19 protein-coding genes are annotated in these 18,425 nt (G+C 68.9%); 8 read left to right on the top strand and 11 right to left on the bottom strand.

The genetic code is table 11. The annotated features are described in order from the left end of the window. Positions 1 to 111: 111 nt before the first annotated feature. Positions 112 to 1,260, top strand: a complete 1,149-nt coding sequence (mnmA, locus tag DEIPH_RS10115; protein ID WP_034357554.1) for a tRNA 2-thiouridine(34) synthase MnmA — start codon at positions 112 to 114, stop codon at positions 1,258 to 1,260. A gap of 99 nt (positions 1,261 to 1,359) precedes the next feature. Here the strand turns inward: mnmA and DEIPH_RS10110 are convergent, their stop codons facing one another. The 3 genes from DEIPH_RS10110 to DEIPH_RS10100 are packed head-to-tail and all read right to left on the bottom strand — an operon-like array spanning position 1,360 to position 3,855. Then, positions 1,360 to 2,250 carry an NAD(P)-dependent oxidoreductase gene (locus DEIPH_RS10110; RefSeq protein ID WP_034357552.1) on the bottom strand — a complete coding sequence of 297 codons (891 nt, stop codon included), beginning with the start codon at positions 2,248 to 2,250 and terminating at the stop codon, positions 1,360 to 1,362. Next, positions 2,231 to 2,797 carry a GNAT family N-acetyltransferase gene (locus tag DEIPH_RS10105; RefSeq protein WP_034357550.1) on the bottom strand — a complete coding sequence of 189 codons (567 nt, stop codon included), beginning with the start codon at positions 2,795 to 2,797 and terminating at the stop codon, positions 2,231 to 2,233. Before DEIPH_RS10105 ends, DEIPH_RS10110 begins: the two co-directional genes overlap by 20 nt. A gap of 5 nt (positions 2,798 to 2,802) precedes the next feature. Next, a complete protein-coding gene (locus tag DEIPH_RS10100) occupies positions 2,803 to 3,855 on the bottom strand; it encodes an inositol monophosphatase family protein (RefSeq protein ID WP_034357548.1) in 1,053 nt (350 codons plus the stop codon). 234 nt (positions 3,856 to 4,089) lie between these two features. On the opposite strand from DEIPH_RS10100, the gene aspS reads away from it, so the two are divergent. Both aspS and DEIPH_RS10090 read left to right on the top strand, forming a co-directional pair. Continuing rightward, a complete protein-coding gene (aspS, locus tag DEIPH_RS10095; RefSeq protein ID WP_034357546.1) occupies positions 4,090 to 5,409 on the top strand; it encodes an aspartate--tRNA(Asn) ligase in 1,320 nt (439 codons plus the stop codon). 90 nt (positions 5,410 to 5,499) lie between these two features. Next, positions 5,500 to 6,240 carry an alpha/beta hydrolase family protein gene (locus DEIPH_RS10090; protein WP_034357544.1) on the top strand — a complete coding sequence of 247 codons (741 nt, stop codon included), beginning with the start codon at positions 5,500 to 5,502 and terminating at the stop codon, positions 6,238 to 6,240. 58 nt (positions 6,241 to 6,298) lie between these two features. On the opposite strand, the gene DEIPH_RS10085 is transcribed toward DEIPH_RS10090, so the two are convergent. From DEIPH_RS10085 to DEIPH_RS10060, 6 genes are all read right to left on the bottom strand, one after another. Then, positions 6,299 to 7,033, bottom strand: a complete 735-nt coding sequence (locus DEIPH_RS10085; protein ID WP_235183217.1) for an ABC transporter ATP-binding protein — start codon at positions 7,031 to 7,033, stop codon at positions 6,299 to 6,301. Beyond that, complete coding sequence (locus DEIPH_RS10080) at positions 7,030 to 7,806, bottom strand: ABC transporter ATP-binding protein (RefSeq protein ID WP_081790868.1); 777 nt, start codon at positions 7,804 to 7,806, stop codon at positions 7,030 to 7,032. The genes DEIPH_RS10085 and DEIPH_RS10080 overlap by 4 nt, the downstream gene beginning before the upstream one ends. Beyond that, positions 7,803 to 8,768, bottom strand: coding sequence for a branched-chain amino acid ABC transporter permease (locus DEIPH_RS10075; RefSeq protein WP_081790871.1), 966 nt, complete (start codon positions 8,766 to 8,768; stop codon positions 7,803 to 7,805). The genes DEIPH_RS10080 and DEIPH_RS10075 overlap by 4 nt, the downstream gene beginning before the upstream one ends. Positions 8,769 to 8,804: 36 nt before the next feature. After that, the gene (locus DEIPH_RS10070) at positions 8,805 to 9,665 is read right to left on the bottom strand and encodes a branched-chain amino acid ABC transporter permease (RefSeq protein WP_034357540.1); all 861 of its coding nucleotides are present in this window, start codon (positions 9,663 to 9,665) and stop codon (positions 8,805 to 8,807) included. Then, a complete protein-coding gene (locus tag DEIPH_RS10065; protein ID WP_034357538.1) occupies positions 9,666 to 10,724 on the bottom strand; it encodes an alpha/beta fold hydrolase in 1,059 nt (352 codons plus the stop codon). A gap of 143 nt (positions 10,725 to 10,867) precedes the next feature. Further along, positions 10,868 to 12,028 carry an ABC transporter substrate-binding protein gene (locus tag DEIPH_RS10060; RefSeq protein WP_034357536.1) on the bottom strand — a complete coding sequence of 387 codons (1,161 nt, stop codon included), beginning with the start codon at positions 12,026 to 12,028 and terminating at the stop codon, positions 10,868 to 10,870. Between the two features lie 143 nt (positions 12,029 to 12,171). On the opposite strand from DEIPH_RS10060, the gene DEIPH_RS10055 reads away from it, so the two are divergent. The 4 genes from DEIPH_RS10055 to DEIPH_RS10040 are packed head-to-tail and all read left to right on the top strand — an operon-like array spanning position 12,172 to position 15,417. Continuing rightward, a complete protein-coding gene (locus DEIPH_RS10055; protein ID WP_034357534.1) occupies positions 12,172 to 13,311 on the top strand; it encodes an alpha/beta fold hydrolase in 1,140 nt (379 codons plus the stop codon). Next, complete coding sequence (locus DEIPH_RS10050; protein ID WP_034357532.1) at positions 13,304 to 14,026, top strand: alpha/beta fold hydrolase; 723 nt, start codon at positions 13,304 to 13,306, stop codon at positions 14,024 to 14,026. The genes DEIPH_RS10055 and DEIPH_RS10050 overlap by 8 nt, the downstream gene beginning before the upstream one ends. A gap of 25 nt (positions 14,027 to 14,051) precedes the next feature. Next, positions 14,052 to 14,786 carry a CoA transferase subunit A gene (locus DEIPH_RS10045; RefSeq protein ID WP_034357530.1) on the top strand — a complete coding sequence of 245 codons (735 nt, stop codon included), beginning with the start codon at positions 14,052 to 14,054 and terminating at the stop codon, positions 14,784 to 14,786. 1 nt (position 14,787) lies between these two features. Further along, positions 14,788 to 15,417 (top strand): CoA transferase subunit B, encoded by a 630-nt coding sequence (locus tag DEIPH_RS10040; protein WP_034357528.1) that lies wholly within the window; start codon positions 14,788 to 14,790, stop codon positions 15,415 to 15,417. Positions 15,418 to 15,466: 49 nt separating this feature from the next. Here the strand turns inward: DEIPH_RS10040 and DEIPH_RS10035 are convergent, their stop codons facing one another. Together DEIPH_RS10035 and DEIPH_RS10030 are read right to left on the bottom strand one after the other, a co-directional pair. Next, positions 15,467 to 15,823, bottom strand: a complete 357-nt coding sequence (locus tag DEIPH_RS10035; RefSeq protein WP_034357527.1) for an MFS transporter — start codon at positions 15,821 to 15,823, stop codon at positions 15,467 to 15,469. Between the two features lie 97 nt (positions 15,824 to 15,920). Then, positions 15,921 to 16,430, bottom strand: a complete 510-nt coding sequence (locus tag DEIPH_RS10030; protein WP_152544888.1) for a c-type cytochrome — start codon at positions 16,428 to 16,430, stop codon at positions 15,921 to 15,923. A gap of 317 nt (positions 16,431 to 16,747) precedes the next feature. Between DEIPH_RS10030 and DEIPH_RS10025 the strand changes: the two genes are divergently transcribed. Then, a complete protein-coding gene (locus DEIPH_RS10025) occupies positions 16,748 to 18,418 on the top strand; it encodes an acyl-CoA carboxylase subunit beta (RefSeq protein WP_034357525.1) in 1,671 nt (556 codons plus the stop codon). Positions 18,419 to 18,425 lie beyond the last annotated feature (7 nt).

The raw sequence follows: 18,425 nt of genomic DNA, 5'->3' as shown, positions 1-18,425 counted from the left end.
CCCCAGCAGTTTCCACTCAAGGCATCCTCTTCGCCGCTCACGCCCACAGCTCACGGCGCATAGCCTCCCTCACTGTCTCCCGCCCCCGCGCCTGCTAAGCTCCCCGGCGGTATGACGGCCACGGGCGAGAAGACAACTCAGCGGGTGTTGTGTGCGATGTCGGGCGGCGTGGATTCCAGCGTCACGGCGGCGCTGCTGAAAGACGCGGGCTATCAGGTCGTCGGCGCGATGATGCGGTTCTGGCCCGACGACAAGCGCGACGCGACCTTCGACACCTGCTGCTCGCCCGACGCGGCCTACGAGGCCCGGCGCGTGGCCGAGCAGGTGGGCGTGCCCTTCTACCTGCTGGACTACCGCGAGCAGTTCCAGCGCCACATCGTCGGCCCCTTCCTGGAGGAATACGCGCACGGGCGCACGCCCAACCCCTGCGTGAACTGCAACACGAAGGTGAAGTTCGACGAGCTGGTCAAAAAGGCGAAGATGCTGGGCTGCCAGTACGTGGCGACCGGTCATTACGTGAAGCGGGTGGAGAACGAACGCGGTGAGGTGGAGTTCCATCGGGGCGACGACCCCCGCAAGGACCAGACCTACTTCCTGTGGGGCACGCCGCGCGCGGCCCTGCCGTACATCCTCTTCCCGGTGGGCGAGCTGGAAAAGCCCCGCGTGCGCGAGATCGCGGAGGAACGCGGCCTGCTGACCGCGCGCAAGCCCGAGAGCCAGAACATCTGCTTCGTGCCCGGCAAGGTGCAGGACTATGTGGCCGAGCATCTGCCGCAGGCGCAAGGCTCCATCCGTGAGATCGGCACGGGGGAGGTGGTGGGCGAGCATCTGGGGACGCAGTTCTACACGCTGGGCCAGAAAAAGGGCCTGGGCCTGTACCAGTCGCACCGCGTCCGTCATGTCGTCCACCTCGACCCGGCGACCAACACCGTCTGGGTCGGTGACTACGAGGACTGCCTGTGGACCGGGCTGAAGGCGGAGGGCGCGAATTACCTCCTCGACCTGGCGGCCCTGCCCCGTGAGGTGGAGGTGCAGGTGCGCTACCGCACGAAGCCGGTGCGCGCAACCGTGCTGCACGCCGACGAACACGGCTTCGAGTTGAAGTTCGAGGAACCGCAATTTGCCGTCGCACCGGGGCAAAGTGCAGTGCTGTACGCCGGACCGCGTCTGCTGGGCGGTGGGCTGATCGCGGACCATGCGCGGGCGTTGCCTGCTCTGCCTCCGGCATATGTTGGGCAGACAGCCGTCCGTTCACGCTAGAGACAGTTCACGCCAGAGACCCAGAGACAAGGAAAACGGCGCAGGCCAAAGCGTCAGGCCCGCGCCCTTCTCCTTCCCGTTCTGGTATCCCAGTTCCCTTCAGTACCGCTGCCCCGCCGCCACCCGCCCCTCCGGTTCCCGCCCCGCCTGCATCTCCTCCAGAAACTTGCGCGTGTACTCGGCCCCCCGCTCCACGAGGTCGCGCGTCGTGCTGGCGACGTGCGGCGTGATGACCACGTCGGGCTGATGCCACAGCGGATGCCCCTCCGGCAGGGGTTCGGGGTCGGTCACGTCCAGCACCGCGCCGCCGAGGTGGCCGGAGTCGAGCGCGGCCAGCAGGGCGCCGGTGTCGATCAGGTTGCCCCGCCCCTGGTTGCTGAGCCACGCGCCCGGCTTCAGGCGGGCCAGCACCTCCGCGTTCACGATGCCCTTTGTCTCGGGCGTGCTGGGAAGCAGCAGCACCACCCAGTCGGCTTCGGCCAGGGCCGCGTCCCGCTCGGCGTCCGGGGTGCGGGAGCGGATGCCCGTCACCCTCGCCCCGAAGGGCCGCAGAAGGTCTTCCAGAATCTTCCCGATGTGCCCGTAGCCCCAGATCACCACCTGCGCGCCGTCCAGCGTGCCCAGGTCCCGCCGGGGTTCCCAGCGCCCCTCCCGTTGCTGGTCGCGGAAGCGGTGCAGGCCGCGCGCGGCGGCGAGCATTCCGGCAGCGGTGTGGACGGCCACCGCGCGGTCGTGCAGGCGGTGGGCGTTGTAGAGCGTCACGCCCGGCGGCAGCGCCCCGGCCACGTGGTCAATCCCCGCCGTCAGGGTCAGCACCCAGTTCAGGCCAGGCCAGTTCAGCAGCTCGCCGCGCAGCTGGGAGGTCGCCAGCCACAGCACCAGCCCGTCCGCCTTGCCTTCCGGCACGTGGCCGGCGCTGTAAAAGGCCAGTTCCACGCCTTCCACCTGCACTTCGTGGAACTCTTTCAGATCAGGGACCAGCACGCGCACTTTCCCACTCTCCTCTCGTGATTTCCATGTGAACGTCGGTGCGGCCCGGCCCCTCGGTGCGGCCCACCTCGCGGAAGCCGCACGCCAGAAAGGCCCGCTGCGCGCGGCGGTTGTGCCCGAAAGTCGTGAGGCGCACCCGGGAAAGCGGCGCTTCCCGGTGCCGGAAGGCCCAGGCCAGCAGCGCCATCACCGCCTCGCGCCCGTAGCCCTGGCCCCACAGGGCGCGCACGCCGATCATCACGCCCAGGGTGCCGATGCTGGGCGTCAGCGGGGGCGGGGGCCGCAGGTCGTAGAGTTCCGCGCTGCCGATCAGTTCGCCGCGCTCGTTCAGCACGCCGAAGCCCGCGCGCTCGCCTGAACTCTCCTCCTCCAGCATCACGCGGCGAAAGAGCCATTCGGGCAGGCGGATGGGTTTGGCGTCGTTCCAGTCGGCCAGTTCGCGGTCGCGGAAAAAGCGGTAGAGGGTGCGCCACTCGTCCGGCGTGAACTCCGGGACGGGCCTCAGGGTGACGCGGCCCCACTGCGAGGGGGTACCTTCTGCCGCCATGCGTGTCAGTCTAGCCTCCCCGTCTGCGGCGGCGCCGCATTCAGGGTTCCGAGCGCCCGCGTCACGTCGCGCGTCAGGCGCTCCAGGTGAAAGGCGTCGCCGGAAGCCCGCTCCACCGTGCCGTCCGCAGCCACCACCAGCAGCGCCAGCACCCGCCCACCGGCGTGGCGGACAAAGACGCCGGGGTGACCTGCGAGTGCTGTCTGGTCTGCTTCTGGCAACGTGGCCCAGGCGCGGTCGGCGTCCGTCAGGCCCAGGTGCGCGGTCGGCAGGTCCCGCGCCGTCAGTTCGCCTTCCAGCCACTCCACCGCTTCCAGCCGCCCGCCGATGAGGCCCTGCTCGATGTGGGGCCGCCGCAGGTTGTAGCGAATCGCTCGCCCGTCGCGCCGCCGCAGGTCGCCGCCCGCCGCCCGCACCAGCGCGTGCCCTGCCGCGATGTCCCACTCGCTGCGCGGCGACATGGTGAAGGTCACGTCCGCCTCGCCCGCCGCGATCCGCGCCAGCTTCAGCGCGATGGACCCGCTCGGGACCATGCCGGGGAGGTCGTGGCGATACAGCTCCCGTTTGAATTCCGTGTCCGACACGCTGACCACGTAGTCGGCGCGGTCACGGAAACCTGCCGGTGCCCCGTTCTTCGTGACGCCTGTGCTGCTGAGGCCGGCACCGACCACTCCGGCAAAGAGTTCATCCGTCGCAGGCGCATACACCACACCCAGCACGGGTTCGCCGCCCACCGCGAGGCCGATGCTCACGGCATAGTCGGGGCTGCCGGTGGTGAACTCCTTCGTGCCGTCAATCGGGTCGATGATCCACACGCGCGCCGCGTCCAGCCGCCCGGCATCGTCCACCGCCTCCTCGCTCAGCAGGCCATCGTCGGGAAACACGGCTTTCAGGCCCGCCAGGATCAACTCGGACGCCTCGCGGTCGGCGGCGGTCACAGGGTCATCTGCGCTCGTCTTGTGTTCCACGGTCAGGCCGCGCGCGAGGTGCGTTCTCAGCAGGTCGCCCGCCTCCAGCGCCAGCCGGGCAGCCACGGTCATTTCACGGTCTAAGGTCATGCAGGGGAGGATACGGGAGAGGCCGCCCGGACGGCGTTGCCTCCTGGCCTGCCTCCCCCTGCCTAGCTCCCCACGTTGACCGCCCCAGTGTGCCCCCGCTACACTTTCCCGCATGAACGTGGCGTACGTGAACAACGTGAATGATGATCCCTGCTAGGGGACGTCTCGCCGCACGCCGCGCCCCCGACCCCCTCCCGGAGTCGGGGGCTTTCTCGTCCTAAAGGAGCCTGAACCATGACCACCGCCGCATCCACCCAACTTCAGCGAACGCTGACCCGCGAGCTGCCCCAGCACGAGGGCCAGACCGTGAAACTTCTCGGTTTCCTGCACGCCCGCCGCGACCTGGGGGGCGTGCAGTTTTTGGTGCTGCGTGACCGCAGCGGCCTCGCGCAGGGCGTGGGCGCGGGCCTGGACCTGCCCCTGCCCGAGAGCAGCATCGAGGTGATCGGCAAGGTGAAGGCGCACGCCAAGGCCCCCGGCGGCTACGAGGTGCAGGTCGAGAGTCTGCGCGTCCTGACCCCCGCCGTCGAGCCGCCCCCGGTCGAGATTCCCAAGATGGAATGGAACGTGAACCCCGAAACGCTGCTCGATTACCGCGTCGTCACCGTGCGCGGCCTCAAGGAACGCGCCGCACTGAAGGTGCAGGCCGAACTGGTGGCGGCCTTCCGCGATCACCTGACCGCCGAGGGCTTCACCGAGATCAGCACGCCGAAAATCGTGTCGGCGGGGGCCGAGGGCGGCGCCAACCTCTTTCCCATCGACTATTTCGGGCATCCGGCCTACCTCGCGCAGAGTCCGCAGCTCTACAAGCAGATCATGGTGGGCGTCTTCGAGCGCGTCTTCGAGGTCGCGCCCGTCTACCGCGCCGAGGAACACGCGACCAGCCGTCACCTCAACGAGTACCTCTCGCTCGACGTGGAAATGGGCTTCATCGAGTCCGAAGAGGACGTGATGGACCTGGAGACGCGCGTGCTGGCCGCGATCATGGCCCGGCTGAAGGAACGCGCCCAGCCCGAACTCGCCCTGCTGGGCGCGGCCCTGCCCGAAGTTCCGGCGCACATTCCCCGCATCACGCTGCTGGAAGCCCGCCAGCTGGTGACCGAGAAGTACGGCCACGCGGTCGGCGGCAAGGACCTCGACCCCGAAGCCGAGAGGTTGCTCAGCCAGCACTACGCGGAGACGCAGGGCACCGACTTCGTGTTCGTCACCAAGTATCCCCGCGCGGCCCGGCCCTTCTACACCCACGCCGACCACAACGCGGACGGCAGCCTGAACCCCGACCTCACGCGCGGCTTCGACCTGCTGTTCCGGGGCATCGAGATCACGTCGGGCGGCCAGCGCATCCACGAATATCCGATGCTGCAAGACTCCATCGCGGAGTACCGGCTGAACCCCGAATCGCTCGCGGGCTACACCGAGGTCTTCAAGTACGGGATGCCCCCCCACGGCGGGTTCGCCATCGGGGCCGAGCGGCTGACCGCCAAGCTGCTGGGCATCAGCAACGTGCGTTACGCCCGCGCTTTCCCGCGTGACCGGCACCGGCTGACGCCCTGAGGCGGCTGGGGCCGCCTGTCTGACGGTCTAAGAGTCTAACTGTCGGGGCGGTTGGACCCTTAGACGGTTAGACCTTTAGACTTCCCCCCTATGGAGCAATTCGCCACCTTTACCGTCGGCGGTCAGCGTCTCTACGGCATGTTGCACGTTCCGGAGGGCGAGCGGCCCGCTGCGGGCTGGCCCAGCGTCATCATGCTGCACGGTTTCACCGGCAACCGGCTGGAGGGGCACCGCATCTTTCCGCTGTTCTCGCGGTATCTGGCGGCGCGCGGGGTGGCGAGCCTGCGCTTCGATTTCCGGGGCAGCGGCGAGTCGGAGGGCGACTTCAGCGAGATGACGGTGGCGCGCGAGGTGGAGGACACCGAGGCTGCCTTCGCCTACCTGCGCGGCCTGCCCATGCTCGACCCCGAGCGGGTGATGCTGCTCGGCTTCAGCATGGGCGGGCTGGTCGCGGCGCTCGCGGCGGAAAGGGTCCGGCCCCACCGCCTCGCGCTGTGGGCACCCGCGTTGCCGGAACTGTGGCTGCCGCTGCTGCGCGGCGGGTACGCCCCGCCCGTGATTCTCGATTATGGCGGCTGGCCCCTGGGGCGCGCGTTCCTGCTGGAGATGCCGCGCCTCCGGCCGCTGGAGGCCGCCGCACGCTGGGGCGGCGTGGCCCGCGTCTTTCACGGCGACGCCGACCAGACCTGCCCGCCCGAGTGGGGCGTCCGCTACGCCCAGGCCCTCGGCTGCGACGCTGTCGGTATTCCCGGTGCGGGCCACACCTTCGACTCGCTGGACGCGGTGGAGATGCTGGAACGGGAGACGGGGCGGTTCTTGCTGGGGGGGTGAGTAAGGGAAAAAGAAGGCCGGGAGGAAGTGCCTCCCGGCTTTTGGCCTTTGGTCTCCCTCACAGCGCCAGATACGCCTCCCGCACCTTCGGATCCGCCAGCAGCGCCGCCCCCGTGCCCTCGTTGACCACCTGCCCGTTTTCCAGCACGTAGGCGCGGTCCGCGAGCCGGAGACTCAGGCCCACGTTCTGCTCGATCAGCAGGACGGTCACGCCCTCGGCGTTGACGGCTTTCAATGCCCCGAACACCGTCTGCGTCATCAGCGGCGAGAGGCCCAGCGAGGGTTCGTCCACGACCAGCACGCTGGGACGGCCCATCAGCGCGCGGCCCACGGCCACCATCTGCTGCTCGCCGCCCGACAGGGTGCCCGCCAGTTGCGAGGCGCGTTCCTGGAGGCGCGGGAACAGCGTGTAGACGTGGTCCAGCGTCTGCGCCTGCATCGCGCGGGCTTCGGCCCGCATGGCCGCGCCCAGTTCCAGGTTCTCGCGCACCGTCATCAGCGGGAACAGTTCGCGGCCTTCCGGCACGTGCCCCAGGCCCAGACCCACGATCTGCGAGGGCGCTGAGCGCGTGATGTCCTGCCCGCCCAGCAGGATGCGGCCCCCGGTGGGTTTCACCACGCCGCTCACCGCACGCAGCGTGGTCGTCTTGCCCGCGCCGTTTGCCCCGATCACGGCCACGAACTCGCCGGGCCGGGCATGCAGGCCCACATCCCACAGCACCTGAACCTTGCCGTACCCGGCGGCGAGGTGTTCGATCACGAGTTCCTGCCCCTGCATCCGGCTCGCCGTCATGCGTGCAGCCCCTCTTCCGTGCCCAGGTACGCGGCGACCACCTGCGGATTCGCCGTCACCTCGCGGTAAGTCCCTTCGGCCAGCACCTGCCCCTGGTCCATCACGACCACGCGGTCGGCCAGGTCGCGCACCACTGGCATGATGTGTTCGATAAACAGCACGCTCACGCCGCTGCCCTGCACGCTCCGCACGAGCTGCACGGCCTCCTGCGCCTCCGCCGGACGCAGGCCCGCCATCACCTCGTCGAGCAGCAGCACGCGCGGCTGCGTGGCGAGGGCGCGGGCCACCTCCAGCCGCTTGTCCTGGAGGAGCGTCAGTTCGTGCGCGGCCTTCTCGGCGTGCGCGGCGAGGCCGGTGCGCTCCAGCAGGTCGTAGGCCCGCTCGCGCGCTTCGGGCAGGCTCACGCCGGCTTTGCCGAACAGCGCGCCCACCGTCACGTTCTCGTGGACGGTCATCTCGGGAAAGGGCCGCACGATCTGGAAGGCGCGGCCCAGCCCGGCGTGGCAGCGTGCCTCCATGCTCTCACCCGTCACGTCCCGTCCCAGCAGGTGCAGCCGCCCCGCCGTGGGCCGGTACACGCCCGACAGCAGGTTCAGCAACGTCGTTTTGCCTGCCCCGTTCGGCCCGATCACGGCCAGAATCTCGCCGCTGTACTGGGTGAAGGTCACGTTCTGCACCGCCAGCAGCCCGCCGAACCGCTTGCTGAGGCCGTCGGCCCGCAGCACGACTTCCTGCTGGCTGGCCACTGAAGGCTGAAAGCTGACCGCTGTCACAACTCCCCCCCATGCTTGCCCCGCCTCAGCAGCCCCATCAGCCCGCGCGGCAGCCACAGGATCGTCAGCATCAGCACCAAGCCGTAGACCACCAGATAGCCGTTCTTGACCGAGTTGTGCAGCAGTTCTTCCGCCACGCGCAGCACGGTCGCCCCCAGCATCGGCCCGAGCGTGGTGTACAGCCCGCCGAAAATGGAGGTCGTCAGCGGCGCGATGGAGTTGGCGAGGCTGAAGGTTTCGAGGGGATTGATGAAAAAGGTCTTCCCGGCAAACAGCACCCCACCCAGCGCCGCCAGAAACGACGAGATGAAAAAGGCGGCGAGCTTGTACCGCACGACACTGACGCCCAGCACCCGCGCCGTTTCCTCGCCCTGCCGGATCGCGGCAAAGGCGTGGTGCAACCTTGAGCGGCGAATAGCGAGGCTGACCAGCGCGGTAAACAGCAGCACCCCGAAGGCCAGGAAATACTGTGCCCGCGCGTTCCCGCCCAGCAGCGCGGGCACCAGCAGGCCGTTCGCCCCGCCCGCCACCGACTCCGGCAGGTTCTGGATGATTGTCCGCACGACTTCCGTAAAGGCGAGGGTGGCAATGGCGAAGTACATCCCGCTCAGGCGCAGGGTCACCGCCCCCAGAATCAGGCTGACCAGTCCGGCGATCAGCGCGGCGAGCGGCATCGCAGCAAACCAGGGCATCACCTTGCCCAGCAGCGCGAAGCCGTAGGCCCCCAGGCCGTAGAACGCGGCGTGCGCCAGACTGACCTGCCCGCTGCGCGCCAGGATGTCCCACGACAGCGCCAGAATGGCCGCCACCAGCGTGAAGAACGCGATTTGCAGCAGGTATTCCGCCCGCGTGCCCAGCGGCAGGAACGGGAACACCAGCGCCAGCCCGAAAAAGAGGCCCAGCGGCACCAGCGCCCGCGCGGTGAAGTCGGGGCGGCGCGTGACGGTTCGGCTTGTTTCCATCGCCCGGCTCATCTGTACCCCCTCATCCGTGCTCCCTCATCTGGCCCCCCGGAAGGACCGGAAGACCAGCGTGGCGAAGATCAGCAGGAAGAACACCGCGTCACTCCACCCGCCGCCGCCCGGCACGTAGGTCTGCACCAATGCCTCCGACACGCCCAGCACCACGGAGGCCCACAGCACGCCCGTCAGGTTGCCCAGCCCCGCCATCACGATGATCGCAAAGGCTTTCAGCGCGAACACCAGCCCCACGGTGGGCGACGCGAACAGCAGCGTGGCGACCAGCACGCCCGCGACCGCCGCCAGCCCGCAGCTCACCCCGAAGGCGATCAGATACACCCGGTCCACGTCGATGCCGATCAGTTGCGAGCCGCGCCGGTTCTGCGCCACCGCGCGCATCTGGCGGCCCAGGTTGGTGCGGTACAGCACCGCGTACAGCCCGGCCAGGATGACCACCGCCAGCCCGAACGCGATCATTTTCGGCCCACCCACGCTGAGGTCCCCGAGGCTGAGACTGCTCCCCTGATAGGGCGTCGTGACCGTGCGCGTGTTGCCACCCAGCAGCATCAGCGCCAGGTTTTGCAGCAGGATGCCCAGGCCGAAGGTCAGCAGCATCTGATTCAGCTCGGGGGCCAGCAGCACGTGGCGGATGCTCACGCGGTACGTCAGCGCGCCCACCGCGAACACGGCCACTGCCACCAGCGGCAGCGAGAGCAGCGGGTCCACGCCCAGGTACGCGCTCGCGCCCCAGGCCAGAAACGCGCCGATCATCAGAAACTCGCCGTGCGCGAAGTTCACGATACCGACCACGCCCACCGCCAGCGCCAGCCCCGACGCGACCAGCGCATACAGGCCGCTTTGCAGCAGGCCATTCAGCAGGGTTTGGAAAAAGAGTTCCATCTACGTCCGACGCTCCTTTTGCAGATGTTCGGTGAAGGCCGCCAGGAACGCTTCCGGCGCTTCCAGAAAGGGCGAGTGGCCCACGCCGGACAGTACGACCTCGCGGGACTCGCCGCCGTTCGCCCCGCTGCGCTCCAGCAGGGCGCGCAGCTGCTCCAGCATCGGCTGCGGCGGGCAGGTCTCCGCGCCGGGCCAGCCGGGAACCGCACCCAGCGCCCCCAGTTGCGCGAGGTCAAAGAGGCTCGCGTCGCCCACGATCGCGTCGGCGTCCCCGCGCACCCACAGCACGGGCGGCGGGGGCTGGAGGTCCGCGAAGGCGCTCAGGTCCGTGTACTTCGGGCTGAAGGCGTTCGCCACGCCGCGCGTGCCCGGCGCGACGTTCGGCCAGTGTTCGCTGGGCACGAAATCGCCGGGGTAATGGTCGTCCCCGGTGCGCGTGGTCAGCATGGAGGAGAGCCACACTTCTTCCTGCTCCGGCGTCGGCTGGAACTTCTCCGGGTTGAGGTAGAACTTCCTCAACACGTCGCGCGGGCTGCCCGGCGCGTCCGAGCGGTCCCCCGCCGCGACCGCCGCGACAAAGGCCGCGTTCACCGTGCCGCCCCCCGATCCGGCAAAGTCGGGACTGTTCGGCGTGCCGTCCGGCCCGCGCGTGCCGCCGAAGCCGAACGGGCTGATCGGCGCGACCAGTGTCAGCGAGCGCACCCGCCCCGGGTGGTCCACCGCCAGCCCCATCACCACGCCGCCGCCCAGGCTCCAGCCCAGCAGGTCGGCGTCGGCCCACCCCAACGCGTCCAGCAGGGCCGCCAGGTCGTCCGACCAGTCGCGCAGGCCGCGCGCCGCGTCTACCGGTGCGGCCTCGCTCTCGCCGTACCCGCGCAGGTCCGGCGCGGCGGCGTGAATGTCGTCCGGCAGGGCCTCCAGCACGTCGCGGAAAAACGCGCCGCTCGACACGTTGCCGTGGACCAGCAGGACCCGCCGCACGGCTTTTCCCGTCGCGGGCCGCTCCAGCACGTGGGTCTGGATGCGGGCCGTCCGGATCATCCTCGACTGCACTGTCATGTCCCTCCTCCTCCCGAAGCTGAAGGGCCGCCCACCCTGAAGCGGCGCGGCCCTCGGAGCGGTCAGCCGTCAGTGATCAGCCAGGAGCGCAAAAGCAAACGCTCTGGCGGGGTGCCGAAAGCTGACCGTTCAGAGCTGACCCCTTACTTGTTCCACACCATCGGCTTTTGCGCGAACTTCACCGGGTACACGGGCACGCGGCTGTCCCCGAGGAACTGGAAATGCAGCCAGTTGCCGGACTTGAAGCCCTGGTACTGGGTTTTGAGGCTCTTGCTGAAGGTCAGCGGGCCGAACGGCGTGGGCGTGTTCGTCTTGGCGAGTTCCGCCGCGACCTTGTCCTTGTCGGTGCTGCCCGCGCGGTTGATGGCGGCGGCCAGCGTCTTGAGGTTCACGTAGGCGAGCGGCGCGAAGTATTCCTCGGTCATGTTGCCGAACTTCTGTTTGTAGGCCGCGACGAACTTGCGGCTCTCGGCCTGCGGGCTGCTGGGAAGCCACAGGCTCAGGCCCGCGATGTTGTCCGCGAGCTTGTTCTTTTCGAAGCCGACCGGCCAGGAGGGCGGCGTACCGTAGATCAGGCCCAGTTGCAGGTTCTGCTGCTTGATCTCGGTCGCCAGCGGCAGGGCGTCGGTGTCGTAGCCGACCCAGTACAGGATGTCGGGCCGGGCCGCCTTCGCCTTGCTGACCAGCGGCCCGAAATTGCCGCTGCCCGTCTTGAACTTCTCGCTCATCACGACGTTGAAGCCCGCCTTTTTAAAGGCCGCGACCGTCGCGTCGATGCCCGCCGAGCCGAAGGGACCGTCCTCGTAGGCAATCGCGATATTCCTGGCGCCCTTGCTGCGCTTGAGGTACTTGAAATAGTCGAGGATCGCCTCGAAGTTGTAGTACGACCAGGGATGGTAGTGAAAGAAATACTTGTGGTCCGCGAAGGCGTCCTCGACGGGCACGGCCGCCGCGCCGATCCAGGCCATGAAGGTGTTGTACTGCTTGGCGGGGCCGCTGATGGCGATGGAGGTGGCGCTGCTCACGCCGCCTGCCATGAAGTCCACCTTGTCCACCGTCACCAGCTTGACGAACTCCGGCACGGCCTTCGCGGGCGAGGAGCCGTCATCCGCGAAGGCCAGGTCCAGGGGCTTCCCGAGGACGCCGCCCGCCCTGTTGATCTCGTCCAGTGCCAGCAGATAGCCGTTCCTGGCCGCCTGCCCCGACACGCTGCCCGATCCCGAAAGCGGAAGCAGCACGCCCACCTTCACCGCACCCGCGCCGGACAGCGCGAGCAGAACGCCCGTCAGAAGCATCTTTTTCATGTTCGTCCCGGAGTGTAGGGGAGACGCGTCACAGGGGCGTTACAGCCGGGGCAGGGCGCAGGGAGAAGGGCGGCGGGCCGGGCTTCTCCCTGCCCTTCTCCCTGTGACCACCCCGTAACGCGCCCCGCCTACCCTCGGAGGCGATGCGACAGATTGAGGGAGCGGGGGCAGCACCCACGGGGCCAGCGCCAACGGGAGCGGCGCCCGGCGCGTTCACGCTGGGGGTGACGCTGCCGCTGGCCGGCGTGACCGTCCCCGTGCGGCTGGGCGTGCAGACCTGGGGCCGGCTGAACGGGGCGCGGGACAATGCCGTGCTGGTCTGCCACTACTACACGGGCACGGCGCGGGCGGCGGGTGTGGCGGCGGACGGCACGCCCGGCTGGTGGGCGGCGCTGATCGGGCCGGGACGCGCGGTGGACACGGACCGCTTTTTCGTGGTGGCGATGAATACGCTGTCGAACGTGCAGGCCCGTGACCCGCAGGTGGTGACCACCGGGCCGGACACGCCGCACCCGGACGGCGACCCCTGGGGCGAACGGTTTCCCGCCTGGGACTTCGCGGATCTGCATGCCCTGCAACTCGCGCTGCTGCGGCACCTCGGGGCGGAACGCTGGCACGCCGTCCTCGGTCCCAGCTTCGGGGCGATGCAGGCGCTCCAGTGGGCGGCCCGGACGCCGGACCTCGCGCCGAGGGTGGCGGCCGTCGCCACCAGTCCCGGCGCGGGGCCGGTGCTGCGCGGCGCATTCGGCCCGCTGCTGCGCGACGTGGCCCTGACCGGGGGCCTGTCCGGGGCGCTGCGCCTGATCTCCCTTTTCGGCCTGGGCGCGGACGGTCTGGAACACACCTTCCGGGACGCGGATTTCGGGGCGTACCTGCGCTCGCGGGCGGCCACGGCCAGCCTCGCCCACATCCTCGACATCGGGCGGGTGGTGGAGACGCACGACCTCTGCGCCGCCCAGCCTCACCCTGAACAGGCCCGCGCTGGACAGCCCCGCGCCGAACTGTTCGCCCGCTGGCGGGACGTGGGCCTGCGCCTGCTGACCGTCAACATCCGGGGCGACCAGTTCTTCCCCGCCGCCGAGATGCGCGCCTTTGCCGGGGCGAGCCAGGCGGCGGGCGCAGCCCATACCCACCTGGAATACGACTCCGTTCATGGTCACCTCGCCTGCGTGGCCGACACCGCGCCCTTTGCGGGCCTGCTGCGCGCCCTGCTGGACGACGCGTTGCCCGCCGTCTCCCGCCCGCCCGACCCCCTGAGTGCCGGGGAGCCTTCCCATGCCTGAAGGGGTGCTGGTCGCCCTGCACGGCAATTTCGCCTCGTCGGCGTGGTGGGCGGACCTCCTCGCCGACCCGCCGGAGGGCTGGCGGGTCCTGGCTCCCGACCTGCCCGGATTTGCCGGAACTCTCCCTGTGGGCGACGTGAGCATCGCCGCCTACGCGGACTGGGTCGCCGGCTGGCTGGCCGAGCAGGGCGTCACGCGCCCCGTGGTGCTGGGGCACAGCCTGGGCGGGGCCGTGGCGCTGGAATTCGCCGCCCGGGATCCCGCCGCGCTCACCGGCCTGATTCTCGCGGCGAGTGCACCCCCCTCGGGTCTGGTCACGCCCGAGGAGAATTATCCGGTGCTGGAACTGCTGCGCGGGAACCCGCAGCTCCGCGAGCTGAGCCTGGGGGCGCTCTTTCCGTCGGGCCGTCCGGCCAACTTCTCCAGACTGGTGGAGGACGCCGGACGCATGGCGGCGGGCCACTCCAGCGGCAATGCCCGCGCCCTGGCCGCCTGGCGGGTGGACCCGGCCCGTCTCGCCGGCCTGCCCGTGATGGTGCTGGGGGGTGCGCTGGATACGCTGGTCACGCCCGACCTGATCGGCGTGCAGGCGGCTGCCCTGGGAACCCACGCCACCGTGCTGGAGGGCCGTGGGCACGGCTTTCCCCAGGAAGACCCCCGGGCGTTCCGGGCGCTGGTCCAGAGCTTCCTGGCCGGCCTGCCTAACACCCGTTAGGCACTCGCGTTACACTGGAGGACACATGAACAAGGTTTACCCGAGCGCCGCAGAGGCGCTGCAAGACATCGTGGCGGACGGGCAGACGGTGGCCGTGGGGGGATTCGGCCTCTGCGGCATTCCCGAGCAACTGATCCTGGCCCTGCGCGACAGCGGCGCGAAGGAGTTGACTGCTGTCAGCAACAACGCGGGCGTGGACGGCTGGGGCTTGGGCCTGCTGCTGCAAACCCGCCAGATTCGCAAGATGATCTCCAGCTACGTGGGCGAGAACAAGGAGTTTGAACGCCAGTACCTCGCCGGAGAACTGGACCTGGAGTTCACGCCCCAGGGCACCCTGGCCGAACGGATGCGTGCGGGCGGGGCCGGCATCCCCGGCTTCTACACCCGGACCGGGGTCGGCACCGTCGTGGCCGAGGGGAAGGAACACAAGGACTTCGACGGCGAGACGTACATCCTCGAACGTGGCATCAAGGCCGACCTTGCGCTGGTCAAGGCGTGGAAGGCGGATAAGGCGGGGAACCTCGTCTACCGCAAGACGGCGCAGAACTTCAATCCGGTCGCCGCCACCTGTGGCCGCGTCACGGTGGCCGAGGTCGAGGAACTCGTGGAGATCGGTGAACTGGACCCCGACCAGATCGACACGCCCGGCATCTTCGTGCAGCGCGTGGTGCTGAACCCGAACCCGGAAAAACGGATCGAGCAGCGGACGGTGCGGAAGGTGGAGACGAACGTTTCCAGCGCCGCCGGAGAGGAGGTCTGAGATGCCCTGGACCAGAGACGAGATGGCCGCCCGCGCCGCCCAGGAATTGCAGGACGGCTACTACGTGAACCTCGGCATCGGCCTGCCCACCCTGGTCGCCAACCACATCCCGGAGGGCGTCAGCGTGATGCTGCAATCGGAAAACGGGCTGCTGGGTATCGGCCCCTTTCCCACCGAGGACGAGGTGGACCCCGACCTGATCAACGCGGGCAAGCAGACGGTGACGGCGCTGCCCGGCGCGAGCTTCTTCAGTAGCGCCGATTCGTTTGCCATGATTCGCGGCGGGCATGTCAATCTCGCCATCCTGGGCGCCATGCAGGTCAGCGAAAAGGGCGACCTCGCCAACTGGATGATTCCGGGCAAGATGGTCAAGGGCATGGGCGGCGCGATGGACCTGGTGGCGGGCGTGCAGCGCGTGGTGGTGCTGATGGAACACGTGGCGAAGGGTGACGCGCACAAGATTCTGCCCGAGTGTTCCCTGCCGCTGACCGGTCAACAGGTGGTGGACCGCATCATCACCGACCTCGCCGTGCTGGACGTGACGCCCCACGGCCTGAAGCTGGTCGAACTCGCTCCCGGCGTGACTCTGGCAGACCTGCGGGCGAAGACGGGAGCGCGGATTCAGGAGTAGAAGCGGGAAGGGGGGTCGGGCGAAGCTTGCGGGGAAGTGAGCTGCTTGCTCAGGGCCAGGAGGGGCAGGCGTTCCCCGGACTGGATGATGCCCGGGCGTCCACCGGCGCGGCGTGTTTCTGGCGGACAAGCAGGCCGTGCGCCGCCCGCACCAACGCGGCCCCGGTGCCGAACGTCGCGGCGGGGCCAAAGCGCACGTAAAGCTGAACCCCACCCAGCGGCCCGACCATCTGGGCCAGCGAGCCGAGCGCCTGCGCCCCGTCCTGGACCTGTCCCTGGGCGTCCACCGGCGCGGCGATGGAAATCAGGGCACCCTGCGAGGCGTTGAAGATCCCCTCGCCCACCACGAAGGCCAGGATGCCACCGTACATCAGTGGGGCAACCGGCGGGGCGGCCAGCAGCGCCATGCAGACCATGCCGGGGAGGCCCAGCGAACCCCACCCAGGTCACTCGGGGCCGGTGGGGCACAGGGCGCAGCATTCCGCCGCCTTAGCCTCCCGGCCTTCACTTCACGGTCTTGGGGCGCAGGGTGTTCATCTGGGCGGAAGTCTTCTTGTCCTGGCGGTCTTTAGCGAGTTCAGCCGCCGTGAAGGGTTTCTGGCCGCTGGGCAGCTTGTTGCCCCAGCTGGTGCTGACGTAATTCAGGATGGCCGCGAGGTCGGCGTCCTTCAGTTGTCCGAAGGCGGGCATGACCCCGTTATATGTCTGGCCGCCCGCGCTGATCTTGCCGTTCAGGCCGAAGAGGACCACGTGCCCGATGTACGCCCGTCCCCCCTGCGTGGCCAGCAGCTTGCCCACGTCGCCCGCGAGGGCCGGGAAGGCACCGGGAACGCCCCGGCCGGTCGCTTGATGGCAGCCGGCACAGTTGCTGGTAAACAGCGCCTTCCCGTCCGGCGAGGCCGCGCCAGCGCCTCCAGCCAGCAGGACGGCGAGGGACAGCGCCGCTTGAAACCGGGCCGATCTGAGCAGCGCCAGTCTGGTCAGGGCCAATGGGGAAGGGGCAACCTGATTCATGGGTTCCTCCAGTACAGAACTTGAGGCGGGTCGCACGGTGGTTCTGACAGTATAACTGACCTCACGGTCAGGCGCGGGCCAGCGCAAGAATGGATGAACCTCTGAGCCGAACTCAGGGTCAGTCGAGGACGAGGGGCGAGCGAAGCGAGAAGAAGAAAAGATCGGCTGGCGGCGCTGGAAGCCCCTCTGGTGGTTTATCCGGCTGTTCTGGAATCAGAGCCAGTCGGTATGAGACTTCACAGGCCCGCAGAAGGCCGGGAGTCCAACCGGGTGCGGTTCAGCATTCCTAACGGGCGTTTGTTAGACTACGGGCATCGATGACCCAGCCTGACACCCGCACCCCCGCGCCCCCCACTGCCAGGGAAACCTGGGACGCTGCTCTGGCCCGCCTCGCTGCCGATCAGGCCCGCGTCCGTGCAGGCGGCGGCCCGAAGGCCCAGCAGCGCCAGCACGACAAGAACCGCCTGACCGCCCGCGAGCGCATCGCCCGCCTGACCGATGAGGGGACGCCCTTCGACGAACTGATGACCTTTGCCGGTGACGGCATGTATGAGGACGTGGGCGGCTGTCCCAGCGGTGGCGTCGTCACCGGCATCGGGACCGTCGCAGGCCGCCCCTGGATGATCATTGCCAACGACGCCACCGTGAAGGCGGGGGCGTTCTTTCCGATCACGGCCAAGAAGGTGATCCGGGCGCAGACCATCGCCCTGGAAAACCACCTGCCGCTCGTGTACCTGGTGGATTCGGCGGGCGTCTACCTGCCGATGCAGGACGAGATTTTCCCCGATCAGGACGACTTTGGCCGGGTGTTTTACCTGAATGCCCGCATGAGTGCCGCGGGCATTCCGCAGATCGCCGCCATCATGGGCAACTGCGTGGCGGGCGGCGCGTACCTGCCCGTCATGTGCGACACCCTGATCATGACCGAGGGGTCGGGCCTGTACCTGGCGGGTCCCGCGCTGGTGAAGGCCGCCATCGGGCAGGTCGTGGACTCGGAAGAACTGGGCGGTGCCGACATGCACGCCAGCATCGCCGGAACCGTGGACTACAAGGAACCCGACGACGAGGCCGCGCTGAAGCGGGTGCGGGCGCTGGCCGGGCTGTACGCGGCGGGTGCGGTGGCGCCCTGGGCCAGGCGCCGCGCCGAGGTGCAGGCCGCCCCGGCACGCGACCTCACGGAGCTGGTGAGCTTCGACGGCAGCAGGCCCTATGACGTGCGCGACCTCATCACGTCCATCGTGGACGGGGGCGAGTTTCACGAATTCAAGGCCGAATACGGTGAAACCATCGTTTGCGGCTTTGCGCGCGTGGGCGGCTACCCGGTCGGCTTCGTGGCGAACCAGCGCACCGTCATCAAGAAGAAGCTCAAGAGCGGCGGTGAACCCGGCCTGCGGACCCGCATCGAGGTCGGCGGCGTGATCTACGGCGACTCCGCCGACAAGGCCGCCCGCTTCATTCTGGACGCCAATCAGGCGGGCGTGCCGCTGGTGTTCCTCAGCGACGTGACCGGCTTCATGGTGGGCCGCGACAGTGAGCAAGAAGGCATCATCCGCCGGGGGGCCAAACTGGTGAATGCCGTCAGCAACAGCGTCGTTCCCAAAATCACCCTCATTACGGGCGGCTCGTTCGGGGCGGGCAATTACGCCATGAACGGCAAGGCGTTCGGCCCGCGTTTCATCTTCGCGTGGCCCAGCGCCAAGTACGCCGTGATGAGCGGCAATGCCGCCGCCAAGACGCTGCTCGACATCCAGCTCGCCGCCCTGAAGCGCAGCGGCCATGAACCCGACGACGAGGAGTTGCAGCGCCTCTACGACGAGGTGAAGGCCAAGTACGACACCGAACTCGACCCCCGCTACGCCGCCGCCCGCCTGTGGGTGGACGAGATCATCCCCCCAAACGACACCCGTGACCGCCTGATCCGCGCCCTGGAAGCCTGTGCCCAGCAGCCCCGGCAGGAGGCGTTGCGCGTGGGTGTGTTTCAGGTGTAGCGGCCAG

This window comes from Deinococcus phoenicis, assembly GCF_000599865.1.
Lineage (GTDB): Bacteria > Deinococcota > Deinococci > Deinococcales > Deinococcaceae > Deinococcus > Deinococcus phoenicis.
This window is presented reverse-complemented; position numbering and strand designations above follow the sequence as displayed.

What these genes read in the sequence shown, in the direction of transcription:
- mnmA (WP_034357554.1), top strand. Translation starts at nt 112, where the DNA reads ATGACGGCCACGGGCGAGAAGACAACTCAGCGGGTGTTGTGTGCGATG.
- DEIPH_RS10105 (WP_034357550.1), bottom strand. Translation starts at nt 2,797, where the DNA reads ATGGCGGCAGAAGGTACCCCCTCGCAGTGGGGCCGCGTCACCCTGAGG.
- DEIPH_RS10100 (WP_034357548.1), bottom strand. Translation starts at nt 3,855, where the DNA reads ATGACCTTAGACCGTGAAATGACCGTGGCTGCCCGGCTGGCGCTGGAG.
- aspS (WP_034357546.1), top strand. Translation starts at nt 4,090, where the DNA reads ATGACCACCGCCGCATCCACCCAACTTCAGCGAACGCTGACCCGCGAG.
- DEIPH_RS10090 (WP_034357544.1), top strand. Translation starts at nt 5,500, where the DNA reads ATGGAGCAATTCGCCACCTTTACCGTCGGCGGTCAGCGTCTCTACGGC.
- DEIPH_RS10085 (WP_235183217.1), bottom strand. Translation starts at nt 7,033, where the DNA reads ATGACGGCGAGCCGGATGCAGGGGCAGGAACTCGTGATCGAACACCTC.
- DEIPH_RS10075 (WP_081790871.1), bottom strand. Translation starts at nt 8,768, where the DNA reads ATGGAAACAAGCCGAACCGTCACGCGCCGCCCCGACTTCACCGCGCGG.
- DEIPH_RS10070 (WP_034357540.1), bottom strand. Translation starts at nt 9,665, where the DNA reads ATGGAACTCTTTTTCCAAACCCTGCTGAATGGCCTGCTGCAAAGCGGC.
- DEIPH_RS10065 (WP_034357538.1), bottom strand. Translation starts at nt 10,724, where the DNA reads ATGACAGTGCAGTCGAGGATGATCCGGACGGCCCGCATCCAGACCCAC.
- DEIPH_RS10060 (WP_034357536.1), bottom strand. Translation starts at nt 12,028, where the DNA reads ATGAAAAAGATGCTTCTGACGGGCGTTCTGCTCGCGCTGTCCGGCGCG.
- DEIPH_RS10055 (WP_034357534.1), top strand. Translation starts at nt 12,172, where the DNA reads ATGCGACAGATTGAGGGAGCGGGGGCAGCACCCACGGGGCCAGCGCCA.
- DEIPH_RS10050 (WP_034357532.1), top strand. Translation starts at nt 13,304, where the DNA reads ATGCCTGAAGGGGTGCTGGTCGCCCTGCACGGCAATTTCGCCTCGTCG.
- DEIPH_RS10045 (WP_034357530.1), top strand. Translation starts at nt 14,052, where the DNA reads ATGAACAAGGTTTACCCGAGCGCCGCAGAGGCGCTGCAAGACATCGTG.
- DEIPH_RS10040 (WP_034357528.1), top strand. Translation starts at nt 14,788, where the DNA reads ATGCCCTGGACCAGAGACGAGATGGCCGCCCGCGCCGCCCAGGAATTG.
- DEIPH_RS10035 (WP_034357527.1), bottom strand. Translation starts at nt 15,823, where the DNA reads ATGGCGCTGCTGGCCGCCCCGCCGGTTGCCCCACTGATGTACGGTGGC.
- DEIPH_RS10030 (WP_152544888.1), bottom strand. Translation starts at nt 16,430, where the DNA reads ATGAATCAGGTTGCCCCTTCCCCATTGGCCCTGACCAGACTGGCGCTG.
- DEIPH_RS10025 (WP_034357525.1), top strand. Translation starts at nt 16,748, where the DNA reads ATGACCCAGCCTGACACCCGCACCCCCGCGCCCCCCACTGCCAGGGAA.